At 63.5% G+C, this 15,218-nt stretch carries 13 protein-coding genes; 5 read left to right on the forward strand and 8 right to left on the reverse strand.

Translation table 11 applies throughout. From position 1 onward, the window contains the following. Window positions 1–22 precede the first annotated feature (22 nt). From LB545_RS13040 to LB545_RS13050, 3 genes are read left to right on the forward strand one after another with little or no spacing between them, the layout of a single operon-like run. A complete protein-coding gene (locus tag LB545_RS13040; RefSeq protein ID WP_140728946.1) occupies window positions 23–508 on the forward strand; it encodes an endonuclease domain-containing protein in 486 nt (161 codons plus the stop codon). Beyond that, on the forward strand, window positions 505–3,087 hold the full coding sequence (locus LB545_RS13045) for an FAD-dependent oxidoreductase (protein ID WP_140728947.1): 2,583 nt from the start codon (window positions 505–507) through the stop codon (window positions 3,085–3,087). Before LB545_RS13040 ends, LB545_RS13045 begins: the two co-directional genes overlap by 4 nt. A gap of 9 nt (window positions 3,088–3,096) precedes the next feature. Beyond that, window positions 3,097–4,452: a M24 family metallopeptidase gene (locus LB545_RS13050; protein WP_224705195.1), complete on the forward strand. Its 1,356-nt coding sequence runs from the start codon at window positions 3,097–3,099 to the stop codon at window positions 4,450–4,452. On the opposite strand, the gene LB545_RS13055 is transcribed toward LB545_RS13050, so the two are convergent. Beyond that, complete coding sequence (locus LB545_RS13055) at window positions 4,417–5,247, reverse strand: phosphate/phosphite/phosphonate ABC transporter substrate-binding protein (protein WP_224705197.1); 831 nt, start codon at window positions 5,245–5,247, stop codon at window positions 4,417–4,419. The genes LB545_RS13050 and LB545_RS13055 overlap by 36 nt on opposite strands. Before the next feature lie 91 nt (window positions 5,248–5,338). Then, window positions 5,339–6,346, reverse strand: coding sequence for a fatty acid desaturase (locus tag LB545_RS13060; protein ID WP_224705199.1), 1,008 nt, complete (start codon window positions 6,344–6,346; stop codon window positions 5,339–5,341). Window positions 6,347–6,575: 229 nt separating this feature from the next. On the opposite strand from LB545_RS13060, the gene LB545_RS13065 reads away from it, so the two are divergent. Both LB545_RS13065 and bmt read left to right on the forward strand, forming a co-directional pair. Beyond that, the gene (locus LB545_RS13065; protein ID WP_140495665.1) at window positions 6,576–7,433 is read left to right on the forward strand and encodes a helix-turn-helix domain-containing protein; all 858 of its coding nucleotides are present in this window, start codon (window positions 6,576–6,578) and stop codon (window positions 7,431–7,433) included. Window positions 7,434–7,548: 115 nt separating this feature from the next. Next, the gene (gene bmt / locus LB545_RS13070) at window positions 7,549–8,571 is read left to right on the forward strand and encodes a betaine--homocysteine S-methyltransferase (RefSeq protein ID WP_181165301.1); all 1,023 of its coding nucleotides are present in this window, start codon (window positions 7,549–7,551) and stop codon (window positions 8,569–8,571) included. A 16-nt stretch (window positions 8,572–8,587) separates the two neighbouring features. On the opposite strand, the gene LB545_RS13075 is transcribed toward bmt, so the two are convergent. The 6 genes from LB545_RS13075 to LB545_RS13100 form a co-directional block, all read right to left on the reverse strand. Further along, window positions 8,588–8,851, reverse strand: a complete 264-nt coding sequence (locus LB545_RS13075) for a hypothetical protein (RefSeq protein WP_181165302.1) — start codon at window positions 8,849–8,851, stop codon at window positions 8,588–8,590. Window positions 8,852–9,058: 207 nt separating this feature from the next. Then, a complete protein-coding gene (locus LB545_RS13080) occupies window positions 9,059–11,173 on the reverse strand; it encodes a vWA domain-containing protein (protein ID WP_224705201.1) in 2,115 nt (704 codons plus the stop codon). A 2-nt stretch (window positions 11,174–11,175) separates the two neighbouring features. After that, window positions 11,176–11,736 carry an RNA polymerase sigma factor gene (locus tag LB545_RS13085; protein WP_140495662.1) on the reverse strand — a complete coding sequence of 187 codons (561 nt, stop codon included), beginning with the start codon at window positions 11,734–11,736 and terminating at the stop codon, window positions 11,176–11,178. 146 nt (window positions 11,737–11,882) lie between these two features. Continuing rightward, window positions 11,883–12,620 (reverse strand): dienelactone hydrolase family protein, encoded by a 738-nt coding sequence (locus tag LB545_RS13090; RefSeq protein WP_140559620.1) that lies wholly within the window; start codon window positions 12,618–12,620, stop codon window positions 11,883–11,885. Between the two features lie 105 nt (window positions 12,621–12,725). After that, complete coding sequence (locus LB545_RS13095; RefSeq protein WP_140559619.1) at window positions 12,726–13,415, reverse strand: 4Fe-4S dicluster domain-containing protein; 690 nt, start codon at window positions 13,413–13,415, stop codon at window positions 12,726–12,728. Window positions 13,416–13,504: 89 nt separating this feature from the next. Then, window positions 13,505–15,079, reverse strand: coding sequence for a trimethylamine methyltransferase family protein (locus tag LB545_RS13100; RefSeq protein WP_140559618.1), 1,575 nt, complete (start codon window positions 15,077–15,079; stop codon window positions 13,505–13,507). Window positions 15,080–15,218: the final 139 nt, after the last annotated feature.

Below are 15,218 nucleotides of genomic sequence, written 5' to 3' on the forward strand. Positions count from 1 at the left end.
TCTCCCTCCGGAGGGGGGAGAGGTGGCGCTGCGAAGCAGCGACGGAGTGGGGGAAGCCGCTCGTAAAACCCGCAGTCGCCGAAAGTCAGTTACAACCCAGAGAGCCAGGAAACTCAGGCAAGGCAACAATCAGGCCGAAGCACTGCTTTGGCTCGAACTAAAAGCCCGCAGACTTGGTCGCTACAAGTTCACACGCCAGTTCTCTATCGGACCATACTACGCCGACTTCTGTTGCCGCGAAAAATGGCTGGTCGTTGAAATCGACGACTCACAGCACGCCGACAGTCCCTATGACCGCCGCCGCGACGATTTCATGCGCGCCCAAAGCTACTCGATCCTGCGCCTCTGGAGCTATGAAGTCCTGAAACACCGTACTCCCGTGTGCGAAACCATCCTCGCCGCGCTCGACGACAGGCTGGTCGAAAACATCGCTGCATCCGACCTCCGCTTTGTTTTCACACCGCACTCACCCGATTCAATCTCTTCAAAAACGGACCTAGCTTCATGAAATCCCATGTAAAAGCGGTTGTCATCGGCGGCGGCGTCGTCGGCTGCTCGGTGCTCTATCACCTGGCAAAGGCCGGCTGGACAGACATCATGCTGATCGAGCGCTCGGAGCTCACCTCCGGCTCGTCCTGGCACGCGGCGGGCGGCTTCCATACGCTCAACGGCGATCCCAACGTCGCCAAGCTGCAGGCCTACACCGTGCAGCTCTATAAGGAGATCGAGGAGCTTTCCGGCCAGTCCTGTTCGCTGCACCTGACCGGCGGCGTGATGATGGCCGATTCGCCCGAGCGCATGGACTTCCTGCGGCTTGCCCACGCCAAGGGTCGCTACCTCGGCATGGATACCGAGCTGATCACGCCATCCGAGGCCAAGGCGATGTTCCCGCTGATGGACGAGACGAATTTCGTCGGCGCCATGTGGGATCCGGTCGAAGGCCATCTGGATCCGTCCGGCACCACGATTGCGTACTCGAAGGCGGCGAAGAAACTCGGCGCCGAGATCGTGCTGCGCAACCGCGTCGTCGAACTGACGCAGCAGGTCGACGGCACCTGGAACGTCATCACGGAACAAGGCACGGTTCACGCCGAGCATGTCGTCAACTGCGGCGGCCTGTGGGCGCGCGAGATCGGCCGCATGGTCGGCCTCGAGCTGCCGGTGCTCGCCATGGAGCACATGTATCTCCTGACCGAACCCATGCCGGAGGTCGAGGAATTCAACAAATCGACCGGCCGCGAGATGATCGGCGTGATGGATTTCAAGGGCGAGATCTACACCCGCCAGGAGCGCAACGGCATCCTGCTTGGCACTTACGAAAAGGCGTGCAAGCCGTGGTCGCCGGTCAACACGCCCTGGGATTTCGGCCACGAGCTGTTGCAGCCCGACCTCGACCGCATCGCCCCGTCGCTGGAGGTCGGCTTCAAGCATTTCCCCGGCATCGAGAAGGCCGGCATCAAGCAGATCATCAACGGTCCCTTCACTTTCGCATTGGATGGCAATCCGCTGGTCGGCCCGGTGCAGGGCCTGACCAACTTCTGGTGCGCCTGCGCCGTCATGGCCGGCTTCAGCCAGGGCGGCGGTGTCGGCCTGGCGCTGTCCAACTGGATGGTGCATGGCGATCCCGGCTTCGACGTCTGGGGCATGGACGTCGCCCGCTTCGGCGAATGGGCGAGCCTGCGCTACACCAACGCCAAGGTGCGCGAGAACTATTCGCGCCGGTTCTCGATCCGCTTCCCCAACGAGGAACTGCCGGCAGCGCGCCCGGCGCAGACGACGCCGCTTTATGACACCATGCTCGCCAACAACGCCGTCATGGGCGACTCTTGGGGCCTCGAGACCCCGCTGTGGTTCGCGCCGAAGGGCAAGGAGCCGAAGGATATCGTGTCCTTCCACCGCTCCAACGATTTTGGGCCGATCGGCGAGGAAGTGCGCGCCACGCGCGAGCGCGTCGGCGTCACCGAAATCGCCAACTTCGCCAAATACGAAGTCTCCGGACCGGGGGCGGAGGATTTCCTCAACCGGCTGATGACCAACCGCATGCCGAAGGCCGGCCGCATCGTGCTGACCCCGATGATCAACGAATTCGGCAAGCTGATCGGCGACTTCACAATCGCCAAGGCCGCGGAAGACCGCTTCATGATCTGGGGCTCGTCGGCCGCGCAGAAATATCACATGCGCTGGTTCGAAAAGCACCTGCCGAAGGATGGTCCAAGCGCGTCAGAGGTGCGCATCCACCGCTTCGACCAGACGCTTGTCGGCCTGTCGATTGCCGGACCGAAGTCGCGGGATCTCCTGCAGAAGCTGGTCGATGTCGACATCTCGACCAAGGCCTTCCGCTTCATGGATTTCCGCGAAATGGCGGTCGGCGGCGCGCCCTGCATGGTCAACCGCATCACCTATACCGGCGACCTCGGCTACGAGATCTGGATGGCGCCGGCCTATCAGCGCTTGGTTTACAAGGCGATCAGGGACGCAGGCGAAGAATTCGGCCTGGTCGATTTCGGCATGCGCGCCCTGCTCTCCATGCGCCTGGAAAAGAACTTCCCGACCTGGTTCCGCGAATTGCGCCCGATCTACGGACCGTTCGAAGGCTCGATGGACCGCTTCATCAAGCTGGAGAAGAACGACTTCATCGGCCGCGACGCGGCCGCCAGGGAACGGGCTGAAGGACCGAAGCTGCGCCGCGTGTCCTTTATCGTCGAGGCGGCCGACGCCGACGTGATGGGTGACGAGCCGATCTGGGCCAAGGTCGGCAAGGACTACGGTACGGTGGAAAAGCCGCATGGCTTTGGCGCGCCGCGCTTCGATGCGGCCGGCAAGGAAGTGCGGGGCTCCAAGGCGGCACAAGGCGCATCCGCCGTGCGCGGCATCGTCGACGGCGACTGGCGCGTGGTCGGTTGGGTCACCTCCGGCGGCTATGCCCACTACGTCCAGAAGTCGATGGCGCAGGGCTACGTGCCGGCGGCGCTGGCCCAGGATGAAAGCGCCGGCCTGTTCGAGATCGAGATTCTCGGCCATCGCCGTCCGGCCCGCATCAATGTCGAGGCGCCGTTCGACCCGAGCGGCGAGAAGATGCGGAGCTGAGGTTTCGCCATGGACAGCGCGGCGCCAAAGGGGAGCTTCGGCCGCCACCGCAAGATCATGCCGTTTGTGCCGGGCTCGATCGAGGTGCTGCGCGAGGCCTCCCGCCGGAAGGCGGCTGATCTCAACCAGCATGTGCTGGGCTACGGCGCGACAGCCGAAGCGGAATGGGCGGCGGCAGGCATTGCCGCCCCCGACCTGGCCGAAATGCGCCAATACCGGCTGGCGCGCATCCGCGCCGAGCTGAAGCGCCGCGGCTATGCCGGCGCGCTGCTCTACGATCCCGTCAACATCCGCTATGCGATCGATTCCACGAACATGCAGCTTTGGGTGGCGCACAACCCGACACGGCATTGTTTCGTTGCCACCGACGGGCCGGTGGTGCTGTTCGACTATTTCTCCTGCGAACATCTGTCGGACCATTCCGGCGTCGTCGACGAGGTTCGCCCCGCCGTCTCGTGGATGTATCTCTACAGCGGCGAACTCACCGAGCAGAAAGTCCGCCGCTGGGCGGCCGGAATCGCCGATCTGGTGCGGGAACATGGCGGCGGCAACAGCCGCATCGCGGTCGACCACATCAACCCGGAAGGCGTCGAGGAACTTGCGCGCCTCGGCATTTCCATCGGCAATGGCGAAGCGGTGATGGAGAACGCCCGGCTGGTGAAATCGCCGGACGAGATCCTTGCCATGCGCCGCGCCATCGTCGCCTGCGAGGCGGCAATGGGCGAGATGGAACAGGCGCTGAAGCCCGGCACCACTGAGAATGAATTATGGGCCGAACTGCACCGCGGCAACATTGCCCGCGGCGGCGAATGGATCGAGACGCGGCTGTTGGCATCCGGCCCGCGCACCAACCCCTGGTTCCAGGAATGCTCCTCGCGCCTCATCGAGGCGGGCGATCTCGTCGCCTTCGACACCGACCTGATCGGCCCCTACGGCTTCTGCGCCGACCTGTCGCGCACCTGGCTGTGCGGGGATGTGAAGCCAACCGACGAACAGCGCGATCTTTTCCGCATCGCCGCCGACCAGATCGCGCACAACACCGAATTGATACAGCCGGGCACCGCCTTCCGCGACCTTGTCGACCGCTCGGCGGTGCCGCCCGGCGACTGTTTCCCGACCCGCTATGGTGTGCTCTACCATGGCGTCGGGCTGGCCGACGAATACCCGACCTTGCCGCATGCCGACGACTGGACATCGGACACGCCCGACGGCGTGATCGAGCCAGGCATGGTGCTGTGCGTGGAGAGCTATATCGGCAGGCTCGGCGGGCGCGAGGGTGTCAAGATCGAGGAACAGATCCTGGTCACCGGCACCGGCAACGAAAAGCTTTCAACCTATCCGCTGGATGCGAGGCTGCTCGGCTAAGCCGGCAAGGGCCTCGCGCATCGCGGCAACCGTTTTTTCCGGCGTCGTTTTCGCGGTGATGAAGGGCAGGCCCTTGCGCAGGCCCGTCCAGCCGACGACCTTCACTTGCCGGGCGGCCCCCTCGAAGCGCTGCGCCAGCGCCCAGCTCTCGCAGTCGATCGCCGCGACATCGGCCCTGCCCTCGGCCACGGCGACGATCGAAGCGCGATGTCCGCCGCTTTCGCTGCGCGAGGAAAATATGTCGAGGCTTTCGCCCAGCGCCTCCAGGTCTCGCGTCGGCGCGATGATACCGGACATGGAATCGAGGCTGTTGAAGGTAAAGCGTTTGCCGCGGATCAGATCGAGCGGGATGACGGGCCTGCCATTGGCAGGCGCAGGCACCGACGCCTTGCCGTCCGCCCGCATCACAAGCGCGCTCGAATAAAGCGGCCCCTGCCCGCCTTCGTAGGCATTATAGCTCGGCTGGCTGACAACCTGCACATGGCCAGCGAGGCCAAGCTCCATCGGCCCCCAGCAAGTCTGCGCGAACAGCAGTGCGGGATGCAGCCAGAGCTGGTGAAAATCGAGCGCGTCCGGCGGCAGTGTCGCGGGGTCGGGCGCGATCAGAACGCCGGTGGCACTATGAATGCCGCCCGGCACCGGCGGCAGATCGCCGTTGCGGCGAATGACGGTCTCCGGCGCATGGATTATCCCCCCTTGACGGAAGGCGTCGCGCAGCAGTGCCCATTGGGCGTCGACCTCGCGGCGCACTTCCGGCCAGTCATACATCGGCAGCGCTGCAACGAATTCGCTCATGCCGGGATCTGACCATTAAATCTGGAGAGAGGTTCACAAAAACGCGGCGTCGGATTTGAGATAGCCGACACCGTCCGTCGTGTCGCGGGCTTCATTCCTTGGGCGGCTCGGCCGGGACTGGCGCGGTGCCGAGCCCGCTGATGTTGCGCGCCCTGACGCGCGGCTTGAACGCCCTGCCCGGCTCCGGCTGGCGCCGCAACACCGGATGCACGATCGGCTCCTTGGCCTTGAAAGCATAGGACCTGATCAGCGCGAAATAGTTGGGATAGGCATAGCCATTGTTCATCCGCAGCCATTCCTCGCGACGTTCACGAAACAGCTGGGGCAGTCTGTACCAGGCCACCGTTGGTGTCTTGTGGTGGACGAAGTGCAAATTGTTGTTAAGGAACAGGAACGACAGCGGCGAGCGCTCGATGATCACCGTGCGGCCTTCGGGATGCTCGGACCATTGATGCTCGGCAAAGGTGCGGATCGCGATCAGCGACTGGCCGAGCCACACCGGGAGAATATAGAGCCAAAGCGGAATGCCAAAGCCGAACTGCACGATCGGCGCCACGACGGCGAGGCCGATCGCATGCAGCAGCCAGGCTTTGCGGATGGCCTTGTCGCCGGCCATCATATGTTTGGCGTCGTCGATGAAGAAGCCGATGCAGGACAGCCAGGGACCGAGAAAGAACCGGCCGGCCATGGTGTTGTTGATCCTGAGCAGGAATTTCATTGCTCGCGGCAGGTCGTCATGCTGCCAAAGCGCCTGGTAGTAGCTTTCCGGATCGTCGAGCGGATCGGTCAGGCGCTCGTCGGCATGATGGCGCAGATGAAGCGTCTTGAAGCGGCGGAACGGCCAGACCAGACCGATCGGCAGGAAGACGAAAGCCTCGTTGATCAGGGCATTGCGCGTCGGATGGCCGTGCAGCACTTCGTGCATGATCGACGACTGAAGTGCCAGGATGAAACCGAGGAGAGCGAGCGCGAAGATCGGATAGGACGGCCAGAGCAGTAGACCGGTGGCGAGCCATGCTCCGTAACAGAAGAAAGCGAGGGCTGCGGTTGGCCACTCGATGGCCGGTGTATTGCGTCGCCTTATGCTCTTGCCAGTCATGCTATCGACCACTGCCCCTCAGTCGCCGGAACCCCAGCGGCTCCTGACAGCATAGTGTCAGGAGAAACGATTCCACTCAACGAGACAAAGTGTACAAAATGTTGCGATTGCGCATTTTCAACCGCACATGTTACAGATTGTAAACAGACCTAGGGATTCATTTGCGCCTGAAGCGCCCCGTCAGGACCTTCCAGCGAAAATTTTTCCTCATGATTCGGAGAGTCGGAAAATGGACAAACGGGATTTGTCAGCAATCTTTCGGGAGCGTCTCAAGCTGCTCCTGACACGGTCCGACCTCAACCAGTCCGCCTTCGCCACCGCCGTCGGCATCGATCGGTCGGCGCTGTCGCAGCTGATGTCGGGCGCCTCGACGCGCTTGCCGCGGGCCGAAACGCTCCTCAATATCGCGGCCGAGTTCAAGGTGTCGCTGGATTGGCTGCTCGGCCTCAGCCAGGACGAGGGCGTCACCGGTGAAATCCGCGAAAGCCTGGAGATCGAGGAAGCCCCCGACGGTTTCGACCGCACGCTTCTGGCCAGATGGTTCGCCGAGGCCGCAGGCACCAAGATCCGCTATGTGCCGGCCGGCATCCCCGATCTTCTGCGGACGCACGCGCTGGTCGACTATGAGGCAAACATCACCAACAGGAGCAGGCTCGCACAGGCCAGCGAGACCCAATACCGCATCGAATACAACCGGCGCCCAGAGACCGACATGGAAGTCTGCATGCCGCGACACACGCTGGAGATTTTCGCACGCGGCCTCGGCGTCTGGGACCGCTTTCCGGAGGCCGACCGTCGGCAGCAACTCGCCCATATGGCGACGCTGCTTGACGATCTCTATCCGACTTTCCGGCTGTTTCTCTACGACGGCCGCATGCGCTATTCGATCCCGCTCACCATCTTCGGACCTTACCGCGCCGCCATCTATGTCGGCGACATGTACGTCGTGCTGAATGCCACCCAGCCGGTCCAGGCCTTGACCCGGCATTTCGACAATCTGATCCGGGCCGCCGACGTCAACCCGCATGAGGCAGCAAGCTTCGCGCGCAATCTGGCTGGCCTGTCGTTTCCATCAGGTTCCGCATGACAGCGGCACCCGTAACCGCGCCCTTCAACTGCGACTCCGCCGTCGCTATTTCATTGACTGGACATAAAGACTTCTTTATATCCTTATTCGACTTCAGAATGTGAAAGCCAATCCGATGACGACGACCAACCCGATCGACGCGCTGCTGGCGCAAAAAGGCGTGCTTTTGGCCGACGGCGCCACGGGCACCAATTTGTTCGCAATGGGTCTGGAGGCTGGCGAGGCGCCTGAGTTGCTGAACGAGACCGCGCCCGACACCATCACCCGCCTGCACCAGAATTTCGTCGACGCCGGCGCCGACATCATCCTGACCAATTCGTTCGGCGGCACCCGTCACCGGCTGAAGCTGCATCATGCGCAGGACCGCGTGCACGCCCTGAACAAGCGCGCCGCCGAGATCGCCCGCGCGGTCGCCGACAAGGCCGGCCGCAAGGTGATCGTTGCCGGCTCCGTTGGCCCGACTGGTGAGTTGCTGGTGCCGCTTGGCGCCATGACCTATGACGAGGCGGTAGACGCCTTCGCCGAGCAGATCGAAGGCCTCAAGGAGGGCGGCGCCGAGGTCGCCTGGATCGAGACCATGTCGGCGCCCGACGAGATCCGTGCCGCCGCCCAAGCGGCGATCCGCGTCGGCCTGCCCTATACCTATACCGGGTCTTTCGACACAGCCGGCCGCACCATGATGGGCCTGCTGCCGAAGGACATACACGGCGTCGCCGACGGCTTGTCGCAAGCCCCTCTCGGCGTCGGCGCCAATTGCGGCGTCGGCGCTTCCGACATCCTCGCCTCGCTGCTCGACATGACGCAGGCGAAACCGGAGGCAACCGTGATCGTCAAGGGCAATTGCGGCATTCCCGAATTCCGCGGCACCGAGATCCACTATTCCGGCACGCCCGAATTGATGGCCGACTATGTGCGCCTTGCCGTCGACGGCGGCGCGAAAATCATCGGCGGCTGCTGCGGCACCTCGTTCCAGCACCTGGCCGCCATGCGCAAGGCGCTCGACGCCCACACCAAGGCGGATCGTCCGACCGTCGAGACGATCGTCGAGCGCATCGGTCCGATGCGCAACAAGGTGGCCACGGCGAACACCGCCGAGACCAGTGAGGCCCGACGCGAGCGTCGTCGCAGCCGGGCCTGAAGCCACCGCTTTCTAATTATTCGCTGTTGTCGGCGTAGCTCGACTGCGCCGATTTAAGATCGACGACATTGGCGCCGCGCATCGTCATCAGCGCTCCGGATGAAACCGGATCGGTGATCTGCTCCAGCATGATGCGGAAACGATCGTTGGTCAGAGCCGACATGGCGGTGTGGCGCGCCTGCGCGACATCGTCGCCGATGCGCCTGGATTCGGCTGATTGGGCGGCCGCCGAAGCGTCCCGTGCCGGCGGTGTCGAGTTGGCGGTAGTCCTGATCTGCAATTCCGACTCCCTCAGCCCCACACACCTATCCGGCGTAACAAGAGGAAATTGCGATCCGGTACCGGAAATGCCGCGCAATTTAACGATCGCAAATTCCGCAAGAAAAAGGGCCGGCAGGGAATGTCCCCTCGCCGGCCTGCTTCACCCGCCCGTGGTTCGGTTTCTCACGTCAGAACGATCTCATCTGAAAGAAACCGGCCGTCATCATTACCGATTGCCGCCCAGCGCCGAGGCAAGGCGCACAAGCGAGAGGAACTCGGACCTGTACCCAAACGGGTCGGCTCCCCGGGCGGCAGTGGCGATCTCCATGATCCTGTCATAGCCGAACTTCGCCGTCGCATCCTCGTCGCGCAGTTTCTGGCCGAATGCCGCGACGGCGACGGAGAAACGCTGGTCGGTGCTGGCCTGGTCGAAGGACGCAACCTCGTTGGCCGACGTCACCGGCGTGGTGATCAGCTTCGAGACGTCCTCGTTGGGCAGCTTGTAGCGGATCTTGACGAAGGCGTATTCGTCCGCGTTGGCGACGCCGCCATTGTTCACCGCGGCCTGGCCATAGCGAAGCGGTTCGATCTGTTCGCCGCCGCTGCCCTTGGGCGTGATCTCGTAGATCGCGGTGACCGAATGGCCCGAACCGATGTCGCCGGCATCGACGCGGTCATTGTTGAAATCCTCGCGGTTCAAGGCGCGGGTCTCATAGCCGATCAGCCTGTACTCCGAGACCTTCTGCGGATTGAACTCGACCTGGATCTTCACGTCCTTGGCGATGGGGAACAGCGTCGAGGAGGCATCCTCGACCAGCACCTTTTCCGCCTCGGCCAGCGTGTCGATATAGGCGGCGGTGCCATTGCCGTTCTGGGCGATGGTCTGCATCATCTGGTCGTTGAGATTGCCGCGGCCGAAGCCGAACACCGACAAGAAGACGCCGCTCTTGCGCTCTTGTTCGATCAGGCGCTTGAGATCGTCGTCGTCGCTCTGGCCGACATTGAAGTCGCCGTCGGTGGCGAGCATCACGCGGTTGATGCCGTCCTTGATGAAGGATTGCTCGGCCAGTTTGTAGGCCTCCTTGATGCCGGCCTCGCCGGCCGTCGAGCCACCCGGCTGCAAATTGTCGATGGCGTTGAGAATCTTGTCCTTCTCGGCAACCTTTGTCGGCATCAGCACCGTGCCGGCATCGCCGGCATAGGTGACGATCGAGATGGTATCGTCGGTCTTCAGCTTGCTGACCAGAAGCCGGAATGCCGATTTGAGCAGCGGCAGCTTGTCCGGCTCGTCCATCGAGCCCGAGACGTCGATCAGGAACACCAGATTGGCCTTGGGCTGTTCGGCCGGCTTGACGTCGAAACCCTTGATGGCGACATGCATCAGCTTGCTGTGCGCGTTCCACGGCGTCGGCATGACGCTGACGGTCGAATTGAACGGCGTCGACGCCGCATCCGGCCCCTTCCAGTCATAGGGGAAGTAGTTGATCATCTCCTCGACCCGCACCGTGTCGGCCTGCGGCAGGAAGCCCTCCTTCAGCGAACGGCGCACGAAGGAATAGGAGGCGGTGTCGACGTCGATCGAAAAGGTCGAGACCGGGTCCTCGAGTGCCGAATGTACCGGATTGGTCTTAAAATCCTGGACGCGATCGCGGTTTTCCTCCTGTGGTGCGATCTGGTCCGCCGGCGCCATGGCGGGCTGCTGCGGTGCTATCATTTTGGACATGCGTGCGGCTCGCGACGTGCTGGGCGCGGCAGTGCTATCCAGGGCGAACTCGCCCGTTGGCGCAGGTGGCGCAGGTTCCGCCGGCGCAACCTGTTCCTGCGCATTCTGCGGCGCCAGGCCTCCAGCAACGGCCGATTCGGATTTGCTCGGCGCCGCCAAGGCCTCCGTTTCGTCGCGGCTTTCCGCGTCGGTCTTCTTGTCTTTCTCAGGCGCGCTCGTTGCGAGCGGTTTGTCGATCGCCTGATCGCCCGTGGCCTGTTTAGCCAGCGGCTTCACCGTGGCGGGCTTGTCGGCCAGCGTCTCGGTGATCTTTTCGCCGCCGCCGAAAGTGGACGGCTGTTCCCTCAGCATATGGAAAGTGGCGTATCCGGCGATCGGCAGCGCGACGAGCCCGGCAATAGCCGGCGTGGCAATGAGTTTCTTTTGCATGATTTCGCTCCAGAGCTTTCGTGCTCGCTCTGTGAGACGAAGGCCGCCGGCCGATCCTTGGCTGACGGCGGAAATATTTTCCTCATCATAGGCGCGCAAGGCGGCCTCGAAGGCGCGCGCCTTCGCGCTCTCGCCGGGAGCCGGGATCACTATGTCGCGCAGCCTCTTGAGTTCGTTCTCGTCGACCATGGTCACACTTCCCCGGCTGAACGCATGAGCGTCTTCAGCCGTTTCTTCGCTTCATGGATGTGCCAGGAAACCGTCGTCTCCGAGATCGCCATCGCCTCGGCGGCGGCGGCGTGGCTCAAGCCCTCGCCATAGACCAGCAGCACGGCGTCGCGCTGCTTGTCGGGCAGTTGCCGCACCGCGACCCACATCGCCTCGGCAGGATCCTCGTTCTCGGCAGGATCCTCGCCCGAAATCAGCGCATGGACGCCATAGGCTTCGGTCTTGACCGTCTCGCGGGCGCTCTTGCGCATCATGTCGCGCGCGGCGTTCAGCGTCATGGCATAGAGCCACGTGGTGAAGGCGCTGCCGCCGCGATAGTCGCGGATCGCCTTGCCGAGCCGGACGCAGACTTCCTGGGCGATGTCTTCGGCGTCCGCCTTCCGACCGCACCAGCGGTAGGCGGCGCGATAGACGAAGTCATAGTGCCTTTCGAGCAACGCGCCGAAAGCTCCCCTGTCTCCGCCCTTCGCCCGCCCGATCAGTTCGGCGTCGGAGGCTTCGCTCTCATCCAGCATCATCGCCATCATTTGCCTGTTGGACGAAGGCTAATGGCCAATCCTTGGGGTGAGGGAAAGATTTTTTTACTGGTACCTCTTCCTTCTCCCCGTTCTACGGGAGAAGGTGCCCGAAGGGCGGATGAGGGGCGGCGCCGACCTCTCGAAGATTGGCTTTACCCGAGCGTCTCGGAAAACAGGGTGATCAACCGGTTCCAATGCCGCTCGGCGCCATCTTCGTTGTAGACGCTGTGGTCCGGCACGCACCAGCCATGCGCCATGCCGACATAATTCTCCAGCACGTAATCGACTTCCGCCGCCCTGAACGCCTCGGCCAGCCGCGCTGATTGTTCGGGCGGAAAACTCCTGTCGACGCCGGCCATGCCGACATGGACGCGTGCCTTGACCGACCCCGCCTTGCGGTGCGGACTGTCGGCCGCGTCGCTGGCGAGATTGCCGCCGTGGAAACTGGCCGCCGCCCTGATGCGATCCGGATAGGAGGCGGCTGCGTTCAGCGCCCGCGCGCCGCCCATGCAATAGCCGACAACGCCGATCGGCCCGGTGACGCCTTCGGCAGCGAGTGTGTCGAGGAAGGCGCCGCTGTCGGCAATCGTCATCTCCTGCGTCGTGCCGCTGATCAGCGCCATCAGCGGCACCTTGGTTCTCTCCTCGACGAAGGCGGTCTTGGCATCGAAAGGACCGTAGGGCGCGTTGCGATAGAAGAGATCGGGCACCAGAACCGCGTAGCCCTCCTCCGCCAGCCGCTCGGCCATGCCGTCGAGCGCCGGGCGCGGGCCGAAGGCATCCATATAGAGGATGATGCCGGCCTTGGGCGGGGAAGCGTTGGCCGGGCGGAACAGCCCCGCCCTCGCCGTGCCGTCCCTGGTCTTGATCTGAAGGTCCTGTTTCGGCATCGCCAGCTCCGTTCGGTTGCTGGGCGATACATATCCGGGCACGCCGACAGGGCAAGCTGTTGCTTGATTTTGGCAGTCAACATTTCGTGCGGCAGCGCGACGAGCTTACCGGCCCGCGAACGCTGCCATGTGGAAGGCCTGCACCTCTGAGGGGTAGCGATAGGCTGTGCCATAGGGACAGGCGTTGCGGTCAAGGCAGCCGCCGTCACAACAGGGCCCGCCACTCGGCCCGCGCACATGCGCCAGGCAGGCCTGGTAGGCGAAACCTTGGATGGAATAGGCATCGACCGGACAGGATTTCAGGCACGGTTTGTCGACACAGGTGTCGCAAAGATGGACCGCCTCGCGAGCCTCCGGGAGCGCGATCTCGTCCTCGAACAGCAGCGCGCCGCGATAGGCATGCCAAAGCCCATATCGCGGATGCATGAGGATGCCGAGCGGTGACGGCTTCAGGCCCTCGGCCCGCATCGCCCATCGCTGGAACGGCAGATAGGGCTTGTCGGACGGCGACACGGCGCGTGCGCCGAATTCTTCCGCGACCGCGCCTATGACCTGCCGGGACCAGGTGTCGAGCGGATTGGCGATTGCTCGCGGCTGCTTTTCACGCCAGCGCAGAAAATGCGGCCAGGGTGCTGCCCCCGCCTGTCCCACCAGCAGCGCCGACCTGGTTGGTGCACCGGAGCGGCCACAAGGCGCTGCCTCGCCGTCCGCAAAGGTGAAGCCGCCACGCAGGATGAGGCCGTCGGCGCCAAGCGCGGCCGCAATCTCCTCCATCCTGCCGCGCGAAGGAATCATCCCTTCTTGACCGGATCGGAGAAGGCGCTCCGCCAGACTTCCTTGTGGATGATGTTGGCGACTTTAGCCCCGCCTGACTCGGGCTCCTTTCACGTGAAGGCGTCGGGCATCGACCCCTTCTTCTTGGCGATGAAGTCCTTCAGCGCTTCGTCGATCGCCGGATCGAGATGCGGCGCCTCATAAGATTCCAGCCAGCGGCGGGCGAGTTCGTTGGCGCGCTGCGGCGCGGTCTTCTCGCCTTCGGCCAGCCACTGCTCGTATGAATTGTTGTCGGCGATGTTGGAGCGATAGAAGGCAGTCTGGAAATTCGCCTGCGTGTGGTCGCAGCCGAGATAGTGGCTGCCCGGCCCGACTTGGCGGATGGCGTCCATCGCCTGGCCGTTTTCCGACAGGTCGACGCCTTCGGAGAATTTTTGCGTCATGCCGAGCTGGTCGATGTCCATCATGAATTTTTCGTAGCAGGACGCCAGCCCGCCCTCGAGCCAGCCGGCCGAATGGAGGACGAAATTGGTGCCGGCCAGAATGGTCGAGTTCAGCGTGTTGGCACTTTCATAGGCTGCTTGCGCATCCGGGATTTTGGAAGCGCAGAGCGAACCGCCGGTGCGGAACGGCAGGCCGAGGCGCCGTGCGAGCTGTGCGGCGCCGTAGGATACCAGCGACGGCTCCGGCGTGCCGAAGGTCGGCGCGCCCGACTGCATCGAGATCGACGAGGCGAACGTGCCGAACAGCACCGGCGCGCCCGGCCGGATCAGCTGCGTGAACGAAGCGCCGGCAAGCACCTCGGCAAGCACCTGGGTCAGCGTGCCGGCCACCGTCACCGGGCTCATCGCGCCGGCGAGGATGAACGGCGTGACGATGCAGGCCTGGTTGTGGCGCGCATAGACCTTCAGCGCGCCAAGCATGGTCTCGTCGAACACCATCGGCGAGTTGGCGTTGATCAGGCTGGTCAGGACCGTGTTGTTTTCGACGAAGTCGTCGCCGAACACCAGCTTGGCCATGGCGACCGTGTCTTCAGCACGTTCCGGCGCGGTGACCGAGCCCATGAACGGTTTGTCGGAATATTTGATGTGCGCGTAGATCATGTCGAGATGGCGCTTGTTGACCGGTACGTCGACCGGCTCGCACACGGTGCCGCCCGAATGGTGGATCGAAGGCGCCATGTAGGCGAGCTTCACGAAATTCTGGAAATCCTCGATCGTCGCGTAACGCCTGACGCCGTCGAGGTCGCGCACGAAGGGCGGTCCGTAGACCGGGGCGAAGACGGTGGCATTGCCGCCGATCTGCACCGAGCGTTCGGAATTGCGGGCATGCTGGGTGTAGATGGAGGGCGCGGTCTTCAAGAGCGAACGGCAGAGCCCCTTCGGGAAATGCACGCGCTCGCCCTTGACGTCGGCGCCCGCCTCTTTCCACAGCTGCAACGCCTCCGCATCGTCGCGGAAGATGATGCCGATTTCTTCGAGCACCGTGTCGGTGTTCTTCTCGATCAGCGCCAGGCCTTCCTCGTCCAGCACTTCATAGACGTTGATCTTGCGCTTGATGTAGGTGAGCTGGGTGCCGGGACCGCCGCCCGACCGCGCTGCCCGCCTTGCCGCCGCTCCGCCGCTGGCGCCGCGTCCACGTCGCGCGTTTGACGCTTCCTGGTCCACTGCCGCGTGTTCGCTCATGATCGTTCTTCCCTGAATTTGGACCGGCTTGACTAGCGCCCGGCCCGGAACCGTTGTGGCCGCCTATCGCGGCTTCCGGCGGATCGTAGCCATGCACCCTATTCGAAACGGCCCGTCCGCGCCAACGCCTGTCGCAAAA

The sequence above is a fragment of the Mesorhizobium sp. BR1-1-6 genome, from assembly GCF_020165355.1.
In the GTDB taxonomy this organism is placed as follows: domain Bacteria; phylum Pseudomonadota; class Alphaproteobacteria; order Rhizobiales; family Rhizobiaceae; genus Mesorhizobium.

What these genes read in the sequence shown, in the direction of transcription:
- LB545_RS13045 (WP_140728947.1), top strand. Translation starts at nt 505, where the DNA reads ATGAAATCCCATGTAAAAGCGGTTGTCATCGGCGGCGGCGTCGTCGGC.
- LB545_RS13090 (WP_140559620.1), bottom strand. Translation starts at nt 12,620, where the DNA reads ATGCCGAAACAGGACCTTCAGATCAAGACCAGGGACGGCACGGCGAGG.
- bmt (WP_181165301.1), top strand. Translation starts at nt 7,549, where the DNA reads ATGACGACGACCAACCCGATCGACGCGCTGCTGGCGCAAAAAGGCGTG.
- LB545_RS13050 (WP_224705195.1), top strand. Translation starts at nt 3,097, where the DNA reads ATGGACAGCGCGGCGCCAAAGGGGAGCTTCGGCCGCCACCGCAAGATC.
- LB545_RS13100 (WP_140559618.1), bottom strand. Translation starts at nt 15,079, where the DNA reads ATGAGCGAACACGCGGCAGTGGACCAGGAAGCGTCAAACGCGCGACGT.
- LB545_RS13065 (WP_140495665.1), top strand. Translation starts at nt 6,576, where the DNA reads ATGGACAAACGGGATTTGTCAGCAATCTTTCGGGAGCGTCTCAAGCTG.
- LB545_RS13055 (WP_224705197.1), bottom strand. Translation starts at nt 5,247, where the DNA reads ATGAGCGAATTCGTTGCAGCGCTGCCGATGTATGACTGGCCGGAAGTG.
- LB545_RS13085 (WP_140495662.1), bottom strand. Translation starts at nt 11,736, where the DNA reads ATGGCGATGATGCTGGATGAGAGCGAAGCCTCCGACGCCGAACTGATC.
- LB545_RS13095 (WP_140559619.1), bottom strand. Translation starts at nt 13,415, where the DNA reads ATGATTCCTTCGCGCGGCAGGATGGAGGAGATTGCGGCCGCGCTTGGC.
- LB545_RS13080 (WP_224705201.1), bottom strand. Translation starts at nt 11,173, where the DNA reads ATGGTCGACGAGAACGAACTCAAGAGGCTGCGCGACATAGTGATCCCG.
- LB545_RS13060 (WP_224705199.1), bottom strand. Translation starts at nt 6,346, where the DNA reads ATGACTGGCAAGAGCATAAGGCGACGCAATACACCGGCCATCGAGTGG.